This window comes from Pedobacter sp. WC2423, assembly GCF_040822065.1.
In the GTDB taxonomy this organism is placed as follows: Bacteria; Bacteroidota; Bacteroidia; order Sphingobacteriales; family Sphingobacteriaceae; genus Pedobacter.
In genome coordinates, this window is sequence record NZ_CP162005.1 from 5,056,274 (window position 1) to 5,077,384 (window position 21,111).

At 39.0% G+C, this 21,111-nt stretch carries 16 protein-coding genes; 2 read left to right on the plus strand and 14 right to left on the minus strand.

Annotation, left to right across the window (positions count from 1 at the left end; all coding sequences use genetic code 11):
• Positions 1–170 precede the first annotated feature (170 nt).
• The 10 genes from pafA to pyrR all read right to left on the minus strand — a co-directional run bounded on the left by pafA (position 171) and on the right by pyrR (position 13,532).
• The gene (pafA, locus tag AB3G38_RS21140) at positions 171–1,829 is read right to left on the minus strand and encodes an alkaline phosphatase PafA (protein ID WP_367865698.1); all 1,659 of its coding nucleotides are present in this window, start codon (positions 1,827–1,829) and stop codon (positions 171–173) included.
• A gap of 47 nt (positions 1,830–1,876) precedes the next feature.
• On the minus strand, positions 1,877–3,163 hold the full coding sequence (locus tag AB3G38_RS21145) for a folylpolyglutamate synthase/dihydrofolate synthase family protein (protein ID WP_367865699.1): 1,287 nt from the start codon (positions 3,161–3,163) through the stop codon (positions 1,877–1,879).
• 43 nt (positions 3,164–3,206) lie between these two features.
• Positions 3,207–4,028: an energy transducer TonB gene (locus AB3G38_RS21150; protein ID WP_367865700.1), complete on the minus strand. Its 822-nt coding sequence runs from the start codon at positions 4,026–4,028 to the stop codon at positions 3,207–3,209.
• Positions 4,028–4,429: a biopolymer transporter ExbD gene (locus tag AB3G38_RS21155; protein WP_068402964.1), complete on the minus strand. Its 402-nt coding sequence runs from the start codon at positions 4,427–4,429 to the stop codon at positions 4,028–4,030. The genes AB3G38_RS21150 and AB3G38_RS21155 overlap by 1 nt, the downstream gene beginning before the upstream one ends.
• Complete coding sequence (locus AB3G38_RS21160; RefSeq protein ID WP_068402962.1) at positions 4,429–5,139, minus strand: MotA/TolQ/ExbB proton channel family protein; 711 nt, start codon at positions 5,137–5,139, stop codon at positions 4,429–4,431. The genes AB3G38_RS21155 and AB3G38_RS21160 overlap by 1 nt, the downstream gene beginning before the upstream one ends.
• 2 nt (positions 5,140–5,141) lie before the next feature.
• Entirely contained in the window at positions 5,142–6,950 is a 1,809-nt protein-coding gene (locus AB3G38_RS21165; RefSeq protein ID WP_367865701.1) for a hypothetical protein, read from the minus strand.
• Between the two features lie 74 nt (positions 6,951–7,024).
• Positions 7,025–8,803: a hypothetical protein gene (locus tag AB3G38_RS21170; protein ID WP_367865702.1), complete on the minus strand. Its 1,779-nt coding sequence runs from the start codon at positions 8,801–8,803 to the stop codon at positions 7,025–7,027.
• A gap of 11 nt (positions 8,804–8,814) precedes the next feature.
• Complete coding sequence (locus tag AB3G38_RS21175) at positions 8,815–11,835, minus strand: tetratricopeptide repeat protein (protein ID WP_367865703.1); 3,021 nt, start codon at positions 11,833–11,835, stop codon at positions 8,815–8,817.
• Between the two features lie 212 nt (positions 11,836–12,047).
• A complete protein-coding gene (locus AB3G38_RS21180; protein ID WP_367865704.1) occupies positions 12,048–12,980 on the minus strand; it encodes an aspartate carbamoyltransferase catalytic subunit in 933 nt (310 codons plus the stop codon).
• Between the two features lie 3 nt (positions 12,981–12,983).
• A complete protein-coding gene (gene pyrR, locus AB3G38_RS21185) occupies positions 12,984–13,532 on the minus strand; it encodes a bifunctional pyr operon transcriptional regulator/uracil phosphoribosyltransferase PyrR (RefSeq protein WP_068402950.1) in 549 nt (182 codons plus the stop codon).
• 211 nt (positions 13,533–13,743) lie between these two features.
• Here pyrR and AB3G38_RS21190 point away from each other — a divergent pair, with 211 nt between their 5' ends.
• The gene (locus AB3G38_RS21190; RefSeq protein ID WP_367865705.1) at positions 13,744–14,139 is read left to right on the plus strand and encodes a thiol-disulfide oxidoreductase DCC family protein; all 396 of its coding nucleotides are present in this window, start codon (positions 13,744–13,746) and stop codon (positions 14,137–14,139) included.
• Between the two features lie 104 nt (positions 14,140–14,243).
• Here AB3G38_RS21190 and rpsA read toward each other — a convergent pair whose 3' ends face one another.
• Positions 14,244–16,178 (minus strand): 30S ribosomal protein S1, encoded by a 1,935-nt coding sequence (gene rpsA, locus AB3G38_RS21195; RefSeq protein WP_111635945.1) that lies wholly within the window; start codon positions 16,176–16,178, stop codon positions 14,244–14,246.
• 159 nt (positions 16,179–16,337) lie between these two features.
• Positions 16,338–17,024 (minus strand): (d)CMP kinase, encoded by a 687-nt coding sequence (gene cmk, locus AB3G38_RS21200; RefSeq protein ID WP_367865706.1) that lies wholly within the window; start codon positions 17,022–17,024, stop codon positions 16,338–16,340.
• Positions 17,025–17,094: 70 nt separating this feature from the next.
• On the opposite strand from cmk, the gene AB3G38_RS21205 reads away from it, so the two are divergent.
• A complete protein-coding gene (locus tag AB3G38_RS21205; protein WP_367865707.1) occupies positions 17,095–17,517 on the plus strand; it encodes a peptide chain release factor-like protein in 423 nt (140 codons plus the stop codon).
• Between the two features lie 31 nt (positions 17,518–17,548).
• On the opposite strand, the gene AB3G38_RS21210 is transcribed toward AB3G38_RS21205, so the two are convergent.
• Positions 17,549–18,502, minus strand: a complete 954-nt coding sequence (locus AB3G38_RS21210; protein ID WP_367865708.1) for a lipid A deacylase LpxR family protein — start codon at positions 18,500–18,502, stop codon at positions 17,549–17,551.
• Positions 18,503–18,572: 70 nt separating this feature from the next.
• Positions 18,573–21,047, minus strand: a complete 2,475-nt coding sequence (gene lon / locus AB3G38_RS21215) for an endopeptidase La (RefSeq protein ID WP_367865709.1) — start codon at positions 21,045–21,047, stop codon at positions 18,573–18,575.
• Between the last annotated feature and the right edge of the window lie 64 nt (positions 21,048–21,111).

Genomic DNA, 21,111 nt, shown 5'->3' on the forward strand with positions numbered 1-21,111 from the left:
GTAAAGTTAATAAAAACTATATAGCAAGTTTGATTATTGAAAGTCAAAATAATATATAACTGCTGTTTTCATCCCTTTTAAAATGTATCAGGCACAAAAAAAGACAAACCCTGTCTGGACTTACACAATTTTCTCAAATTATGAGTGCGGAGAGCGTTTGTCTTGTTATTTTATTGGTGCGTAAGCTCTGTAATAGGTTCCCCTACACAGCCGCTTGGCATTTGAATATGAAGCATCGCTGCTATTGTAGCTGCAATATCTGTCATGTGATGTGTTTGATTGGTTTTTCCGGGCTTGACATTCCATCCCATGAAAACAAGCGGGATATGCGCATCATATGGATTCCATGCCCCATGTGTAGTCCCTGTTTTTCCACCGTCAAACCAGTTTGGTTGTAAAATGAAATAGACATCTCCGCTGCGACGTGCATTGTATCCGTTAGTAATCATTTGTTTTTGGATAGTAGTCAATGTACTTTCCGAAATACGGGCTAAATCTACAGCATCAGCAAATCCTTCCAGTGTCCTTAAGTATTCAATAGAAGCGGATTTCATTGCCGTGAAATCAATCTGTTTGAAATCAGGGTTCTGGTGGTTAAAGATAAGCTGATTGTTCATGGCCAGCAATACAGGCTTTTTGATCTTAAATTTACTTTCCAGATAAGTATTCAAACCGGTTACAATGGCTTTATCATCTACTACGCCACCAGGAAGTTTATTTTCTTTCATAAATCCGGGAACATGTGCTGCACCATGATCTGCGGAAAGGAATAAAAGATAATTTCCTTTACCTACTGTTTTATCCAGGTAATTGAAAAAGTCTTCCAGGTCTTTGTCCAGACGCAGGTAAGTATCTTCTGCTTCAATTGAATTTGGTCCGTACTGGTGACCAACATAATCAGTCGAAGAACAGCTTACTGCTAGGAAATCGGTAATCTTATCCTGACCAAGATCTTCTGCTTTGATGGCTACTTTGGCAAGATCAAGTGTGATTGTATTTCCGTAAGGAGTACTTCTGATCATGTCATAATTCTTCCCTGTATAAAGTTTTAAAGGATGCGGGAAGGTTGGTGTTTGCTCTCCTCTGGTCTTACCTTCATAGTCTTTATTGTCAGCTGTGCTTTGTATATAGCTTTCCACAGGATAAAGTGTATTCCAGTTTTGCTCATAATATTTGTTGGCCATTTTCAGCTTATTATAATCCTGTACCCATGCTGGAAGCTGAGACATATAATAAGTACTGGTAATCCAGTCGCCGGTTTGCCCGTCATACCAGTAAGCACCATTTGGTGTATGACCAGCCGGAAGGATTGATCCGCGGTCTTTTAAAGAGATACCGATTACTTTACCTTTGAAATTTGTAGCCAGACGCAGTTCATCTGTAATGGTACTGCTCAGTAAATTTTTAGGCGACATCATCCCTGCTCTGGTAGTTGAGCCTACAGAAACAACAGCAGTATCTTCTGTACAATAAACGTTTCTGTTTAATTGCGGATCATACCAGTCATTGCCGACAATACCAGTAATTGCAGGTACAGAACCTGTATAAATGCTGGAGTGTCCAACAGCGGTATAAGTAGGGGTGTAAGGGATGAATGTGTTTTCAGCTGAAAATCCGTCGTTGATCAGACGTTTGAAACCTCCGTTTGAATATCTGTCATAGTAACGGTAAAGATAGTCCCAGCGCATTTGATCGACAACTAATCCGATCACGAGTTTCGGGCGGTCAATGGTTGCAGGATAAGTTCCTGTACTTTTTGTTTTTTTCTGTGCTAAAGTCACTGTGCATAAACAACAAAGTGCGGTAAATAACAGGTAAGTTTTCTTCATCAGATATTAATTACATTATTTTATAGGTTATGAGGCTTGAGTAAGCTTTAAAGAACTTCTGCTACGACGAATGTACTTCCGCCAACAAAAATCAGATCATCGGTTTCAGCATTCGCTTTAGCTGCGTTCAAAGCTAATGTTACTGTTTCGAAAACAGGGCCTTGTAACATAAATTTTGCCGCTTGTTCTGCCAGTTGATGTGCCGGCATTGCTCTTTCCAGATCGGGCTGACAAAAGTAATATTTTGCATTTGCGGGCAGCATTTCCAGTACACTGGTCACGTCTTTATCGCCCAGCATTCCAATTACGATATGTAAATTGTGGTATTTGGTTGCATTGATATTTTCCAGTACTTCCTGGATGCCAGCCATATTATGCCCGGTATCACAGATCACTAAAGGATTCTCCTGCAGGGTTTGCCATCTGCCTTGTAAACCCGTAATCTGAACGGTATTGGCCAGACCGCTGTATACGGCTTCATCAGAGATATCAAAGCCATGCTGATTTAAAGTTAATACGGATTGTATTACTGTGAGTACGTTTTTCAGCTGATAGAATCCGCTCAGATCCAATACCAGGTCTTTAAACAGGCAGGTATCTTTTTTATACACTGATGTTTTTAGTAACCGGCCCTCGCGCAGGGTATCCTGAACATGGAGTTCAGTATTGGCAAAAATCAGCTCACTTGCTGTTTCTTTCGCTTCATCTATAAATACCTGTGCAATTTCTTCTTGTCTTTCTCCGATTACAGCGGGCACCCCGGGTTTAATAATCCCTGCTTTCTGACCAGCAATTTCAAACAAGGTATTGCCTAATAAATTGGTATGGTCAAAGCTGATATTTGTAATGACTGATAACTCCGGATGAATAATATTTGTCGAATCTTTTCTGCCGCCAAGGCCTACTTCAACGATAGCTACATCAACCTTTTCTGCTTCAAAGTAAGCGAATGCCATCGCAACTGTTACCTCGAAAAAAGAAGGGCTGATAGATTCGATCAGGTCTTTTTGCTGTGCGGTAAAGTCAGTGACGAAACGTTCGGTTATCATCCCGCCATTTACTCTGATCCTTTCTCTGAAATCTTTTAAATGCGGAGAGGTATATAAACCGGTTTTATAACCAGCTTTCTGTAAAATAGCCGCAAGCATATGGGAGGTAGAGCCTTTCCCATTTGTACCGCCTACGTGTATAGTCTTAAATTTATCCTGTGGGTTTCCCAGGTTTTCACACATCACAATCGTGTTGTGTAAATCCTTTTTCATTGCTGCTGCACCGATACGGGTAAACATTGGAAGTCTGCTGTACAGATAGTCCAGGGTTTCTAAATAAGTCATTGAAATGATTTGCTAAGGATATAAAAGTATCAAAGAAACCGGATTATTTCACTTTAAAATTGAAAACTACCACACCTACCTGCAGATCAGGTGCTGATTCAGATTGGTTGAGACGTGCACCCATTACAGCTGCTTTACATTTTGCCCAAAGGTCTAAATCCTGTAAAGTCGTTCCTCTCACACCAGGAGTGGCATCAACCACGATCCCTTGTTTATTAATACTGATCCTGACTGCTATTTTACCTGTTTTCTGACCGTTATCCTGTGGAGTAACCAGGTTGGTAAAACGTCTTAAAGCAATCGGTTTTCCTCCAAAACCAGAACCACCTTCACCATAGTTGTTAGCAAGCGGATCTCCGTTAACTGATCCCTGGTTACCTGGTGTAGTTCCGGTTCCATCTCCCTGTCCATTCCCTTTATTGGCTTTACCTTTATAAAGTGCATTCTGATTTACTGCTGGTTTGGCCGGTTTGTCAACTACCTTGGTTGCAACAGTGGGAGTAGAGGGTTTAGTGTTTTTCTTGGTACTGATACTTACTGCTTCTTCGTTATCCTGGGTCGTGATTTCCTTATCTGTACTTTCTACTGATTTAACAGGCGTAACCACTTTTTCAGGAACTACTTTGTCAGGAAGCTGTTTGTTTGCATTAGGATCAGCAGAAGGTTCTTCAATACTGGTATAATCTGTACCCATCCCCTCTACAGAAGTACCATAATTAACTACCATTCCGCCCATACCTGCTTCTTCAACAGGTTTGAAAGTCCCGATAGCAATAAAAAAGCTTAATATCAATAAACCAGCCATGATCGCGGTGGATATTGCTAAGGCTTTAGGATAATTATTTTCTTCTTTATGGTAAGTCATTATTTTTTTGGTTCTACAGCTAATACAACTTTCAGTTTCAACTGATTGGCTACATCAAACACTGCCATAGTATTCTCGATGGAAACTCCTCTGGCAACATACAATACAATTGTCAGATCCGGAGATGCCTTTTGATAGGTTTCAATACTTGCCTTCATCTGATCCAGTGTGACTGGTTGTTTCTCTACAAAATAAGTCAGATTATCATTGATAGAGACCGTCACTGTTTTCTGGGCAGCAGATTGCTGTCCGGATTCAGAGCGTGGAAGAAGTAGTTTGACAACCTGCGGATTCACTGCCGCCGAAGCCAGCAGGAAGAACAGCATCAGGAAAAACATGATGTCATTCAGCGCAGAAGTGTGTACCTCAACAGTTCCTTTATTTCTTTTGCGTAGATTCATTATTTACCTGGTTCCTCTAATAAATCAATAAATTCTAATGCATCGGTTTCCATTCTCAGGATGATTCTTTCTACCATTGCATTCAGGATGTGGTATAAAACATAAGCGATAATACCTACAATCAGACCTGTTGCTGAAGTAATCATTTTAGTATATAAACCACCAGATATGGTTCCGATTTCAATTGCACCTTTTACAGATACATCATGGAAAATTGTAATTACCCCGATAATCGTTCCTACGAAACCTAACATGGGTGCAATACCTGCAATAATACCCAGTATACTGATGTTCTTCTCTAATTTGGAGACTTCCAGTTTACCTACATTTTCAATTGCAGCTTCAATATCCTTGATCGGGCGACCAATACGTCTAAGACCTTTTTCCAGCATACGTCCTAATGGAGAATTCGTATTTCTGCATAAAGCGGTTGCGTTTTCTAATCTGCCTTCGTGGATATATTGTTTAATCTGAAGCATCAGATTAGATTCTGTTTTAGAAGATTTTCTGATAGTCAGGTAACGTTCAACGAAGATTACTAAACCAGAAAAAGCAAGAAATGCAAGTGGAAGCATAACCCAGCCACCCTTCATTAATAAATCAAAGAAGTGGAGTTCCTGAGGTGCAGCAGCTACAGCCTGGTTTGCAGCGTTGGCGGTATCTGTTAAATGGTGTACTGTATCTGTAGCAACCTGTAGCAAAGTGATCATATTTATTGTTTGTTTTTATAAATGTATATTCCGGGTATTTTTAGTTTTTTTGATAATCTCTCCAATTCAAGCCTGGCTGATTCCTCATCTTTTAACGTTGCAATACTCATCTTTAGTCTTTTTCCCGACATATTGGTGACAACTTTCGCAGTGATGCCGCTTCTTTTCATCAATTCGATGAATCTGTCTGCTTCCTTCTGGTCATGCATGGAAGCTCCTATAATTTCATAAAGAACAGGGGCATCATGTGTTTGAGCGACTGCCTTTTTCAGTACTGAATCTTTCTTTGCGGCAGCAGGAACAGCGGTTGAAGGAGCTACGGCTGTTGTTGTTTTAGTGGTATCAACAGGGGTTGTAACCGTGTCAGATTTATATCTTTCCTGTATTGGGCGTTTAACTGGCTCTTCAACTTTTGGAGTTGCAAAAGGGTTATTCGCTAATATTCCGTTAAACCATTCTGGTTTGACTATATAAGCAACAATCATCATGATCACTAAAATCAGAAAACCAAGTATGATTTTTAAATATAACGGGGTAGTTTTAGGTTGTTCTTCCTCTTCTTCCGGGGTATAAATTTCCTCGTTCTTATTGTAAAAAGGAGCTGGTTCAGTCGTTTTAGTATTGTCTTTGATGTTCCAGATCACTTCTTCCTGCTCTGTAATCGTAGCTTTTGCAACCGGAGATTTAGAGCGGTAGAAATTCAGGGCTTCGATTTCTGCACGAAGCTGGTTTTCATCTTTACGTGGTTGACCCGGGCTATCAGGAATCAGGTTCTCCTGATCGGGAACTACTGTTTCTATGGTTGGCTCCTGAACCGGGGTAACCGTTTCTGCGACAGGAGTTATTTCTTCTTTCGGAACTTCTGCTACAGGTACTACTGGTTCTTCCATATGGGGAACAACTGTTTCCACAGCAGCAATAGCTGCTGGTGTTTCTTCAACGGCTGTCACTTCCTCTTCGGGAGTTTCAACCTGATCGGGAATAATCGCTGGTGTTTCTTCAACGGCTGTCACTTCCTTTTCGGGAGTTTCAACCTGATCGGGAATAATCGCTGGTGTTTCTTCAACGGCTGTCACTTCCTCTTCGGGAGTTTCAACCTGATCGGGAATAATCGCTGGTGTTTCTTCAATGGCTATCACTTCCTTTTCAGGAGTTTCAACCTGATCGGGAATAATCGCTGGTGTTTCTTCAATGGCTGTCACTTCCTTTTCGGGAGTTTCAACCTGATCGGGAACAACCGGAGTTTCAAAAGGCAAAGTTTCTTCTTCAGGAGCAGCCGGGGTTTCTTCTTCAATAGCAGCCGGAGCTTCTTTAACCGGAACCTCCTGTGGTAATACTTCTTCTGTATTTGACTGATTTTCTTCCACCGAAGGTGTTTCAGGCATGATCTCTTCGGCTGAAGGTTCCTGTTCTGCTTTCACAACTGGTAACCCATAAAAATCGAAACCGTAATTCAGTTTCTCAGAGGGCTCAAAGTGTACTTCATCATCAGCTTTATATAGTTTCCCAAGTTCACCAAAACCGGCTTCCTGCTGATTATTTAATTGCTGTAAAATACCAGTGCTGAATTCATCAATAAAGTAGTTGGCAGTATCAATTGATACATTCCTCTTTTTACTGATAAATTCGGCTAATATAATCTCTTCTTTAACTTCAGGTGTAAAGTCAATAACATAACTGGGAGGTACGAATGAATGCATTTCAGCATCGTACCTTCCCGGTAATTTCTTTTTATAGAGAGTTCCCAATCCGGAAACCCCTACAGCTTTACGGGTTTGAATAAGTTCTGAGAGGTAAGATAAGATATCCATTCTGGTAAAAATAAATTTAAATTCCGTATCAACCAATTATAATTGTAATTGGCTGGATAAATCTCTCCAGGCTTTTAGAACGAATAACTGATTCCACCAAATACATTCACACCAATTGCCTGGTAATATAAGTATCTGCTGTATTGTTTATTTAACAGGTTATTTGCTTTAACGAATGCTGAGAATCTGTTGTTGATCTTATAGTTGGCGCCAAGTCCTAAGTCTACAAAACCTTTCACATTCACTACTTTTTCAATAGCTGTGTTAGGGATGATATAAGGAGCAGCCGGAGCAGCATTATAAATCTTTGCATTAGATGCATCCTGGATAACTACAGCAGCAGTAAACCCTAATTTGTCTGTTACATTATACAACAGGTCTGAACTTATACGTAACTGAGGTTTGAACCAGCTATATTGCTCTGAAGCTGGTTTATAATCTTCTACGTTGATTTTACCAGTCCATTTTAACTGATCGCTCACCTGTACAGAAACTTCACCTTCTAAACCTAATAATTTCATTGTTCCGAAATCGTAGATCACGTCAAATTTATTGAAGTCAGTAAAGTTGTTCACGAAAAGTGGCATGTCAGTAATTTCCTTGCGGTAAACTCTTGCTTTGTAACCAAAACCAGGGCCACCAGTACCTTTAATACCTGCACTGAAACTTAGTTTTTCAATAGAGTTTTTAATCGCAATGTTGCTATTCAGGAATGGGTTTTCATCCGTGAATTCTTTCATAGAATTTCTGTTCACGTCTCCTTTGATCTCTCCGAAAATCTGAAGGTAATCAGGAATAATAGTGAAATCTGCGGTTACAGCAGGGAAGATTCTTGATTTAGACACAGTACCAAATTCCTGCACGAAGTTAATTCCTGCGGTAATTTTGATTCCACTGGCTTGTAAACGGATATATGGATTTAAACGCAATAAGTTATTGGTTACACTTGTCAATACATCTTTCGTATTTCCAAACTCTCCGGATGCAGCCAGACCGAAGTTGAAACTGCTGATTCTTTTATTTAAATAACCATTGATGACCACTGAATTCTCTCTGGCAGATAACTGGTCGCCCCAGATATAGCCATTTATTTTGGCTGCATAACTTAAGGCATCCTCATCTTCACTGTGTTTATTGACAACCTCTGCTTCTGCTTCAATAAAGTTGAAAGATTGTTTTCCGGGATTTGGATTTCTTAATGGATCAGCTTCGTCATAACCATAGAAATAAACACCTTTTCTCTCGTAATTAATACGTCCGCTGAATATAGCTTTTTCGCCGATGCTGCGACCGAAAACACTTAATTGCTGCTGATTGAATTTTTGTCCGTTTAATTTCCCCGACTGACTAAAGTGCCTGAAAAAACCACCTGCCTGAAAATCTTCGGAACGGCCCATATTGATATAAGCTTCACCCAGGACTGTGCTGGCAGAACCTAAAGCACCTTTTACATAGTTATTGATAATTTCTGTTTGTCTTTCTGCTGCAACTTCTTGTGCGTATAACTTATCAATGTCAGAATTAAGCTCCAGTTTTCTATCAGTTAAGCTGTAATTGAAACGTGCTTTATAAGTTTTAACATCGTTCAAATCCGGGCTTCTTCTTAATTTAACCGCTTCAGCTAAAATTGGCTTATAGGGTCTTACTACTTCAATTTCTTCAGTTACCTGTTTATCGTCGTCGTTTTTATCGGCTACCTTTTTATCAGCAACTTTTTTTTCTGCCGCCTTCTTTTCAGTAGTCTTCTTTTCCGTTGGTTTTTTCTCGGTCGGTTTTTTATCCTGAGCCTTAATGGTCAGTGTACCTGCAGTCAGTAAAAAAACAGTAGTATATAATAATTTGTTGAATCTCATGGTGCTTTGTCTTATTTAATTTTTTCTAATTTCTCTTTGGCAGTAGCGACAATTTCATCTTTACCGTCATAGTTATCAATAATACTTAAGAGCGTACTTTTTGCTTGCAGTTTGTCTTTTAATGCGACATAATTATCTGCCAGCAGGATAAACGCTTTTGCCACCCAGTAATCGTAAGATGGCATGTTATTGACTAAATCAAAACAAGTTTTCTGAGATGCTTTATAGTCATGTTTATTATATTGAATTTCTGCCAGTGTGTATTTTGCTTCAGCAGCTGCCAGTGTTTTTGTTTTAGCCACTACGTTAGCAAATGATTTTACTGCCATTGTGGTATCGGCTTTCAGCAAGTAAGCTTTACCAGCATACAGGTCTGCACTGTTCACTTCTTCTTCAGAAGCTTTGTCAGATTCTTTAGTCAGCAATACATATTTCAGCATATCGTCCGGCATGTTCAATGCGGTATAAGCCTGAAGCAGATTGTTAATGGCGAAAGAATAATGCGATTTATAATCTGCTGATGTTTCCAGTCTTTTCAGATAAACAATAGCCTCATTGTATTTTTTCTGCGCTAAGAATAATTTAGAAATACTAACCAGTGAGCGTTCTGTATAATCACTTGTCCAGTCATTCAGAATGAATTCGTAATCTGCAATTGCATCATCAGGACGGTTCAGTTTAACCAGCGATTCTGCTCTGATAAACTTCGCTTCTTTTGCATGTATTGCTTTGGGATACTTGTCAAAGTAGGCATTCACACTTTCTACTGTTCCTTGGGCATCACCTTTCAGGTAAGTGTTTTTGGCTGCTGAGAAAACAATGTTGTCCTGCTCTGCTACCGTATAATTACCAATAGGTGTAGTATTCGCATAGGCAATAAAACCATTCGCATCGCCACGGTCAACATAGATGTTTTTGATAGATTCCAGGGCTTGTTTAGCTTCTTCAGTACTTGCGTAATCGTTGATTACTTTTTTGAAGGATGCCAATGCCTCATCATCTTTGTCCTGGTTATATTGTACCAGTCCGATGGTAACCAATGCTCTTGGCACATAGCTGCTGTTTGGATATTTACTGATTAATGCAGTCAGGTCAGTTTTTGATTTGTCCAGGTCGCCTTTATTGAAATAAGTATAGGCAATTTCAAAACCCGCATCATCTGCATAGTTTGAAGAAGGGAATTGTTGTAACAAACTGCCCATTGTAGCAATTTTGGTATCATCCTGTCCTTGTAATCCCTGGATCATTCCTCTCTGGAACAAAGCATAATCTTCACCGGTTGATTTGTTGGTGATGATCCTGTTGTAATAGGTTAAGGCATTGCTGTAACTTTTGCTCACAAAGTATGAATCCGCTAAACGCATCGTTGCATCAACTACTGTGTTTTTGTCTTTATCATTTCCATTCAGGAAGCGTTCGAAATAAGTTGCTGCTTTCGCATATTTCTCATCTTCGAAGGCTGCATAAGCCAGTGCATAATTCGCAAAGTTGTATACTTTGGTTTTATCTGCACCAGGCATCGCAAGAAATTTCTCAAATGTTCTGACTGCTTCTCCGTACTTGCGTAACTCGTACATGGCTTCTGCCATCCAGTAAGTACTTAAGGCGTGAATTTCAGGATCATTAGGAATTGCATTGGAACGCTGGAACATCGAAAGACCATTCGGGAAAGCACGTTCATTATAGAATTCCAGACCTCTGAAGTATAATACCTTCTGATAAGCTTCCAGTGCTTCTGGTGATTTATTCTGAATAGGCTCTAAAATATCAATAGCTGCCTGATAGTTTTTACTGGTCAGCAAAATCTCGCCCAATAAAGTTTTGGCGTCGTTGATTTTACGTGAAGATGGGAATTGCTTTAAGAAGCTCTGTGTTGATTCTAATGCCTGCTGATTAAAATCAAGTTCATAACTTAATCTTGCATAGTTGATCCAGGCATCTTCCTGAGTTACTTTGTCAAATTCAAGACGGGACGCCCTGAAAAAAGCACTTCTTGCTTTTGATTTATCGCCCAGTTTAATGAATGCACGTCCTAAGGTGTGCATTCCGCTTTGTAAGTACACATCATCTGCAGTTAACTGCTCCAATATACCTACAGATTCTCTGTACATTCCTAATTCGAACAGGGAGTAACCGTACTGATAGATGAAAAGATTGTTTTTGGTTTTAGTATTACCACTCTTGGTATAAAAATCACTGAAATACAGTGCTGCATTTTTATAGTCTGATTTGGCGAAATAAGAAGCCGCAATCAAACTCAGCATTTCTGCTTCAAATTGTTGTTTTGTATCTTTTAATACCGGAACAGCATAACTGATCACATCATCATAACGCTCATCCAGGTAATACATGGACGTGATATAGTAAGGATAACTTGCTTCATAAGTTTTAGAACCTTTCAGTTTTTCAAAATTACTCAGGGCTGTTTTGTATTCTTTATTCAGGTAATTGATATAAGCGAAATAATAAGTCGCACTTTCCTGGAAAGGACCGTCAACTTTTTTTACAGCTTCAAATAAAGGTTCTGCTTTTTCTATATTTTTCAGTTCGAAATAAGAATAAGCTTGTTTGAACTGGTATTCTGTTCTTTGTTTTTGAGAAAGGGTAGAAGGATCAGTTTTTTCAAACCAGTCCAGTGCTTTCTGGTAGTTCTTTTGTGCAAAGTAAGATTTACCTACGTGGAAGTAAGCTAATTTAGTGTTTGGATTTAAAGGGTAATCTTTAATGAAGGTTTGAAACAGGCTTTCCGCATCGCGGTTACCTAATTCCAAAGCGCAGACAGCGGCATAAAACTTCGCGTTTTCTTTCAATAAAGAAAGTTCAGCGTTACTTTCCTGAGCTGTTCCGGGTTTTTGTCTTAGCTGTTCAACCAATCTGAATTGCTGGGCTGCTGCGACATACTTTTCATTTTGAAGCAGTTCAAGGCCCGTCTGATAGTTTTTATTGAGGTTTACTAACGCACTTACCTGCGCATAACCTGCGGTAAGGTTACCAGCTAATAAAAGCGGAATAAAAAAGTATTTTTTCTTCATTGGTATTTAATTTCTTTAAGCGGTTATGAAACTAGCCCGGACTATCCCGATTTAAAACGCGATAAACTCCTGATAGTTGCAATGATTTCAAATATGGTTGCTGCTAATATAATTATTGTAATGTGCCTTATTAACATAAGAAGTTAACAAGTGTTGATAACACTGTTTAACGATAATTCAGCCGGAATGGTATAAAAGAAAAGATGTGAAGACTAATCTCTCTGAGAAGCAAGCAGATAAAGTACAGCCATTCGGATAGCTACTCCATTTTCTACCTGATCTAAAATGATCGATTGTTTACTGTCAGCGACATCACTTGTAATCTCCACACCCCTGTTGATAGGGCCTGGGTGCATGACAATAATTTCTTTATCCAGGTTGTCCAGAATCTGTTTGTTCAGCCCGTACATCATTGCATATTCCCTTAAAGAAGGGAAGTATTTGATGTCCTGTCTTTCCAGTTGAATGCGCAGCATATTGGCCACATCACACCAGTTTAAAGCTTTGATCAGATCATGTTCAACCTTTACACCCAAACTGGCAATATGTTTAGGGATTAAAGTAGTCGGCCCGCAAACCATCACCTCTGCACCCAGTTTTTGCAGGCAGAGTATATTAGAGATGGCTACTCTTGAATGCAGGATATCTCCGACAATCACGACTTTTTTGCCGCTGACTTCACCTAACTTTTCCCGGATGGAGTAAGCGTCCAGCAATGCCTGAGTAGGATGCTCATGCGCACCGTCTCCGGCATTTACAATCTGTGCGTTGATATGTTTGCTCAGGAAAACCCCTGCGCCTGCGTATGGATGTCTCATCACTACCATGTCCACTTTCATGGCCAGGATATTGTTCACGGTATCAATCAGTGTCTCCCCTTTACTTACAGAAGAGGAGGAAGCTGCAAAATTGATCACATCAGCAGAAAGTCTCTTTTCTGCCAGTTCGAAGGATAATTTGGTTCGTGTTGAGTTTTCGAAGAAGATATTTGCAATGGTAATATCACGCAGTGAAGGAACTTTTTTTATCGTCCTGTTGATGACGCCCTTGAAATTATCTGCAGTCTCAAAAATCAATTCAATATCATTCAGGGTAATATCTTTAATGCCTAAAAGATGTCGTGTTGATAGTTTTTCTGCTGCCATTTCTTATTTATTTCGGTCTGATAATAATATTACTTTGTCTTCTCCTTCTGTCTCTTTCCAGCTTACTTTTACCATTTGAGAATCCAGGCTATCTACCTGCTGCCCGATATAATCAGGTTCAATAGGTACATGTCTTGAAAATCTCCTGTCGATGAGTACCAATAGCTCTACTTTGGCTGGTCTGCCAAAAGCAAGTAATGCATCCAGTGCAGCCCTGATGGTGCGGCCTGTCCAGAGTACATCATCGATCAGAATGACATTACAGTCTTCAATGATAAAGTCTATCGTGTTGCTGTTTGCGGAAACAAGCCCGTCCTTTCTTCTAAAGTCATCTCTGAAGAAAGTGATGTCAAGATTACCTTTTCTGATATTCTTGTTTTTAAGGGTTTCTGAAAGTTCTTGTTTGATTCTGTCTGCGAAGTAACTGCCACGGGGCTGTATACCAATGAGTACGGTATTAGAAAAATCGTTGTGATTCTCAATTAATTGATGACAAAGTCTCTTAATTGTGATTTGGAATTTTTTACCGTCTAGCAGGGTTCTCTTTTGCATTGACAAATTGATTAGGCAAATATAAAAAATCGGATTGAATATGTGTCCGCAATTTTAATTAATTTCAATGAGCTTCGACGTTTTAATTGTAAAATAATGCTAATTGCCTGATTTATAGCCTGACAATTTCGCAATTATTAATCCATATTTCCGTTACTATTAATTAGAAGACAGAATTGCTCAAAATCGTTCTAATTCACTAAATTTCACTATGCATCATGCTATAATATTCTTTGACGGCGTTTGCAATCTATGTGCAGGCTCTGTTAAATTCGTCATCAAGAGAGATAAAAAAGACAGATTCAGATTTGCTGCCTTACAGAGCGATATTACGCAGCAGCATCTTGGTGCATTTGGTTTATCACTCAGTGAACTCAGCAGTGTTATTCTGTTAGAGAATGGGAGGGTTTATCAACGTTCCACAGCTGCTTTACGTATTGCAAGACATTTGAGTGGCGGCTGGCCATTGTTATATATTTTTATACTTGTTCCTGCTTTTATCCGCGACTTCGTTTACAATCAGATCGCAAAGCGGAGGTATGCTGTCTGGGGCAGAGAGGAGAGCTGTATGGTGCCTACAGCCGAATTGAAAGCTAAGTTTCTGTGATTGTTTTGTGAGGATTGTATGGTAAGGCCTGGTCTCAAAAACTTACCGCATAAAAAAATAGGGTACCTGTAAGATACCCTATTTTTATGATATAAGCTTGAAGATTATTTAGCTTTGTTTTTGCTTTCTTCGCCTTCCATTTGCTCTTTCAATTGTGCAAGAACACCTAGATCACCAAGAGTTGATTTCTCAACTGAATCTTTAACTTTTTTAACTGCATTGCTTGAAGCTTTAGCATCTTTTTTCTTAGTAGCTCTTTCTTCAGCAGCAACTTCAGCTTTAGCCTCTTCCCAGATACGGGCGTGAGAAACAACGATACGTTTAGCATCTTTGTTAAACTCAATGATTTTGAAGTCATTGGTTTCTTCAGCTTTGATAGTAGTACCATCTTCTTTAGCCATGTGTTTAGTTGGAACGAATCCTTCTACACCATATGGTAAAGCAATAACAGCACCTTTATCAGTTACTTTAACAACAGTTCCCTGGTGAATTGAATCTAACGTGAAGATAGTTTCAAAAGTATCCCAAGGGTTTTCTTCTAATTGTTTATGACCTAAGCTTAATTTACGGCTATCAACGTCTAATTCTAAAACAACTACGTCTAATGTATCACCAACTTTAGTGAATTCGTTAGGGTGGTTAACTTTTTTAGACCATGAAAGATCAGAGATATGGATTAATCCATCAATACCTTCTTCAATTTCCACGAATACACCGAAGTTAGTCATGTTTTTAACTACAGCAGTATGTTTGCTTCCGATAGGATATCTTTCAGCAACATTTTGCCATGGATCCTGAGTTAATTGCTTAATACCTAAGCTCATTTTGCGTTCGTCTCTGTCTAAAGTTAATACTTCAGCTTCGATTTCATCGCTAACTTTCAAGAATTCCTGTGGGCTGCGTAAGTTTTGAGACCATGACATTTCTGAAACGTGAATTAAACCTTCAACGCCAGGAATGATTTCTAAGAATGCACCGTAATCAGCTACAGTAACGATTTTACCTTTAACTTTAGATCCAACAACAAGGTTAGTATCTAAACTTTCCCAAGGGTGTGGAGTTAATTGTTTTAAGCCTAATGCGATACGTTTTTTCTCGTCATCAAAGTCAAGAACAACAACGTTGATTTTCTCATCTAAGCTCAATACTTCTTTTGGATGCTCTATGCGGCCCCATGAAATATCAGTAATGTGAAGTAAACCGTCAACACCACCTAAATCGATGAATACACCGAAGTCAGTAATGTTTTTAACAGTACCTTCTAATACCTGACCTTTTTCAAGTTTAGATACGATCTCAACTTTTTGACTTTCTAAATCGTCTTCGATTAAGATTTTGTGTGATACTACAACGTTTTTAAATTCGTGGTTGATTTTCACAACTTTGAATTCCATTGTTTTACCTACATAAACATCGTAATCACGGATCGGTTTGATGTCGATCTGAGAACCAGGTAAGAAAGCTTCAACACCCATGATGTCAACGATAAGACCACCTTTAGTACGGCTTTTAACAAATCCGTTGATGATTCTGTCATTGTCAAGGGCTTCGTTGATAGATTCCCAAGATCTCTGGGTTTTAGCTCTTTTACGAGATAAAATCAATTGACCATTTGCGTCTTCCGGAGCTTCAACAAATACATCAACTGTGTCACCGATTTTCAAATCAGGTGTATCACGGAATTCAGAAGTTGATACTAAACCGTCAGATTTAAATCCTACGTTTAATACAACGTCTTTATTGTTGATAGATACAACAATACCGCTGATAATTTCACCCTGATTGATTTGATTGAAAGTATCGGTATACATGTCTTCAAACTTTTTACGGTCTTCGTCCGAGTATTTTCCGAAAGCTTTATCGTCTGCATCCCAGTCAAAGTCCTGATCTGGTGTTGCTAGTGATGATTTGATCTGTTCGATCGACAATGAATCTGCTTCAGATTCAATGGTTTCTTTTTCAGTCAGACGAGCGTCTGCACCTTGTAATTCGGCTTTTTTAGCCTCTAATTCTTTTTCTGCTACTTGTTTTTTTGCCATTAATCATTTAATCTCCTTTTCCCTTTAGGGATTGCAAAGATAGAAATTAATATTTTTAAAGAAAGAATTTTTTAATAAATGTTGTTGATTTTGAACAGTTTGCCTTATTTAATATGTATTTCGAATGACAATCGGGTGTTAATTCCCCGAATTTCGCTTTCAGGCCAGCTGAGGAATGTAAGGGGTAACTTTATTTAATGCGAATTCAAGCTGTTCTGCTGGCGTAATTTCTGTATTGTCCAGAATGATAGCATCTTCAGCACGAATAAGCGGACTTTCTTTTCTTGTGGTGTCTGCATAATCACGGTGTGCCAGATTTTCAAAAACATCTTCTAATGACGTTTTGTTATCACCTTTACTTTGCAATTCTTTGAATCTTCTTTCTGCTCTGACTTTAGGATCTGCGGTCATAAAAAGTTTAACCTGAGCATCAGGAAATACAGTAGTGCCGATATCGCGTCCATCCATCACGATGTTCTTGGATTTACCCATGCGCTGCTGTTGTTTCACCATTTCCTTGCGTACCTGTTTCAAGGCTGATATTTCACTTACAGTTTCAGAAACCGGCATTTGTCTGATTTCCTCCGAAACTTCTTCACCATTTAAAGTAATGTGCGATTCATAATCTCTGGAATGGAAATTCAGTTCAATGTGCTGAAGAGCATCGGCTACTGCCGCCTCATCATTTACATTTGTATGATTGCGTATAAAATATAAAGTCACTGCCCTGTACATTGCACCACTATCGATATAGATAAAACCTAATGTTTTAGCTAATGCTTTTGCCAGCGTACTTTTACCGCATGAAGAATAACCATCAATGGCCACAACTACATTTTTTCTCATATGGATGCAAATATACTGTTTTAAGGGTTTTTTAAAATACTATTACAGAAAAAGAATTATTTTTGCGCTTATGTATAAAGACAGAAAAGAACTTGTTAAATCGCTCACCTTTAAAACTTCCAGAAGTGGGGGCAAAGGTGGCCAGAATGTCAACAAGGTTTCCAGCAAAGTAGAAGTGATCCTTCATGTGGAATCAGCGGAATTTTTTACCACCGCAGAGAAACTATTGCTTGCAGTGCGCCTTGCAAACCGGATTGACACGGAAGGTAATCTTCATGTAGTGTCTCAGGAAGACAGAAGCCAGCTTGTAAATAAGGAGCAAAGCATTATCAAATTAATGGCATTACTGAAAGGCGGCCTTCATGTAGACAAAAAAAGAAAACCGACACACACGCCAAAAAGTGTAATCCTGAAAAGGAAAAGCGACAAAAAATCAATTGCAGTAAAAAAAGAGAACAGAAAAAAGCCAGGTATGGATACCTGGCTCAATTAATTTATAAAGATTTTAGTTAAAGCCAGGCGGACTATCTGAATCTGTAAGCTACCGTAGCTGACCCCCACTGATGTGCTCTTGCAGTACTTTTAATTTCCTTCGTTTTAAATATAACGCCGAAATCCGCAGTAAAACGATCCACACTGTAATCAATTCCCAATTGCTGTGCAAATACAACAGGTTTCTGACTAAAAGTTACCGGACTGTTGTTGTTAAACATACTGCCCTGTATAGTTGCATCATAAGCCACCACATTTAACTGAGGTTTAGCATAGAAAAACATTTCTCTTTTAACCAGTGATTTGGTTTTGGCATTATTGCCGATAGCCGCATGTGTATAAGCTGAATTAAATAGCTGATTCAGATTCCCTGTTCTGAAAAGTAATCCTGCACCTGCACCACTGAAAGTTGTCCCCAGGTTTGCATAACCTTCAAAAGATAGTTCAACTGCATTTCCTGCTGTACGTGTCAATAGTTTTGTATACTGTGCAGAAAGGTTAATAGCCAGTTCATTTTTAATCTGATAATCCCATCCGCCAACATCATAGAAGCCAAATGTTTTATGCAGTAATTTCTGACCTGCCTCACCCAGAGAATTCTTTCCGGTTGTTCCGATCTGCGCACTGGCAGTGATGATACTCTCGTCACTGTAAAACCAGTTCATTGTACCGCCAGCATACAGGTATCCGGCAAAAGGACGATCTTGCGCAGCCGGATCGGGTGCATATCCTGAATAAGGGTTAAACATCATTTGTCCAACGCTGATTTCGTAGGTTTTCTTTTCCAGTCCGGATTTTAGTTTTGACTGGTCTGTTGCATGACGGAAGTACAGGAACAATCCGTTCGTGTAATAACGGTCAGAGCCCTGACCAAGATAAGAATCGTTGTCGCTTTTAAAACCAACCTCATTTTTAAAATATTGCGAATAAGCAAAAGAAGAGCAGCATAGTAAGATGAATAGGATTGAATATCCGGTATACTTCATGTGGATTATAAAAAAAAAGCCCCGGTTATTCCGGAGCTTTAAATATAGGAGTTAAAATTTATCTGCGCAATTAGTTTGCGACTACTGGTTTAACTTTGATAGTCAGATCCTGGGCATCTTTAACCTGATCTTTCATTAGCGCCAGCTCAATTACTTCTCTCATTTCAGTTACATAATGGAAATTAAGATCTTTAATATAACTTTCTTTAATTTCCAGGATGTCCTTACGGTTAGACTTACATAAGATGATATCTTTAATGTTTGCTCTTTTCGCTGCAAGAATCTTTTCTTTAATTCCACCTACTGGCAAAACTTTACCACGAAGCGTAATCTCACCTGTCATGGCTAAATTAGATTTCACTTTACGTTGTGTAAAGGCCGAAGTTAAAGCAGTCAGCATAGTAATACCTGCAGATGGACCATCTTTAGGCGTTGCACCTGCCGGAACGTGTACATGAATATCCCAAAGGTCAAAAAGCTGGTTATCTATGCCAAATAATGCCGCATGGGCTCTCAGGTAGGCAAGTGCGATAACAGCTGATTCTTTCATGACATCACCCAGATTACCAGTCAAAGTTAATTTTCCTTTTCCAGGGCTCAGACTTGCTTCTATAAACAGAATATCACCACCAACTTGTGTCCAGGCCAGTCCGGTAACTACACCAGCAACTTCATTGCCTTCATATAAGTCTTTGTCATAAATAGGGGCACCTAAAATACGTTCCACATCTTCCAGACTTAAAGCAGGCTCATAAGTTTCTTCCATCGCAATTTTAGTCGCGACACCACGGACCAGCGAACCAATCTTTTTCTCTAAACCACGAACGCCTGATTCACGTGTGTAATCTTCAATTACCTTTTCAATCAGACTTGGTTTTAAAACAATATCTTTTGTTTTAATGCCATGCTGTTCCTTTTGTTTGGGTAAAAGATATTTTTTAGCAATCTCTATTTTTTCTTCAATCGTATAGCCATTCACTTCAATGATTTCCATACGATCCAGTAAAGCAGGCTGGATCGTACTTAATGAATTGGCTGTAGCGATAAACAATACATTGGACAAATCGTAATCTGTTTCAACATAGTGATCATTGAAAGCGCTGTTTTGCTCAGGATCTAACACCTCTAATAAAGCAGAAGAAGGGTCTCCTCTGAAATCAGAACCAACTTTATCAATCTCATCCAGGACAAATACCGGATTAGCAGCCCCTGCTTTTTTGATAGACTGAATAATACGGCCTGGCATTGCACCAATATATGTTTTTCTATGTCCGCGGATTTCAGCTTCATCTCTGATACCGCCCAATGCCATACGGACATATTTACGGTTCAATGCTTTCGCGATTGATTTACCCAACGAAGTTTTACCAACTCCCGGAGGGCCTACCAAACAGATGATTGGCGCTTTCATATCACGTTTCAGCTTCAGGACAGCCAGATATTCAATAATACGCTGTTTTACTTTCTCTAGTCCGAAGTGATCTTTATCTAATACTCTTTGTGCACGTTTAAGATCGAAATTATCTTTAGTGAAATCATTCCATGGTAAATCAAGTAACAATTCAAGGTAATTGATCTGTACAGAATAATCAGGAGCAGCAGGATTCATTCTTCCCAGCTTTTCCAGTTCTTTACCAAAATGATCTTTCACTTGTACTGACCATTTTTTCTTTTTCGAACGTATTTCAAGCGCTTCATATTCCAGGTCTGAAGAGTTTCCTCCCAATTCTTCCTGAATTGTTTTCAGTTGCTGGTTTAAGAAGTAATCTCTTTGCTGTTTGTCTAAATCAACACGTACTTTAGATTGGATCTGGTTTTTTAATTCCAGCATCTGAAGTTCCAGTGTCAGCAATTCCATAACCATTAAAGCTCTTGCTCTGAGATTGTCCATTTCAAGCATTTTCTGCTTGTCTTTGACATCTGCATTCATATTGGAAGAGATGAAATTGATCAGGAAAGAAGTGCTTTCAATATTCTTAAGTGCCATTGCAGCCTCACTTGGAATATTCGGTGACAGCTGAATAATCTGTGAAGACATCTCTCTGATAGAAGCTACCAGTGCTTTGAATTCTTTATCTTTTTTATGCTTTGCCTCATTAAATTTACTGATAGTAACTTTAATATAGGGCTCAGACTGTACCTCTTCAATTAATCGGAAGCGTTGTTTTCCCTGGATGATCACAGTAGTATTGCCATCAGGCATCTGCAGCATTTTAATAATATGTGCTACGGTACCGACTTTATTTAACTGCTCAAAGGTCGGATCTTCAATAGATACATCGAGTTGAGAAACCACACCAATAATTTTGTCACCTTTATAGGCTTCTTTTATCAGTTTTATAGACTTGTCCCTTCCAACGGTAATTGGGATGACAACTCCAGGAAATAATACCGTATTTCTCAATGGAAGTATAGCAAGTATCTCAGGGGTTTCTTCGTTATTCATCTCATCTTCATCCTGTTGAGACATTAAAGGGAAAAATTCCGTATCTTCATTTATGATGGGTAGTGCATTGCCAAAATCAAACTGATCTTTTATACTCATTAATAGGCCTTTCTAGAATAAAAAAACGACAATGTGACAGTCTGCCGTTTATAAAAATTATAAT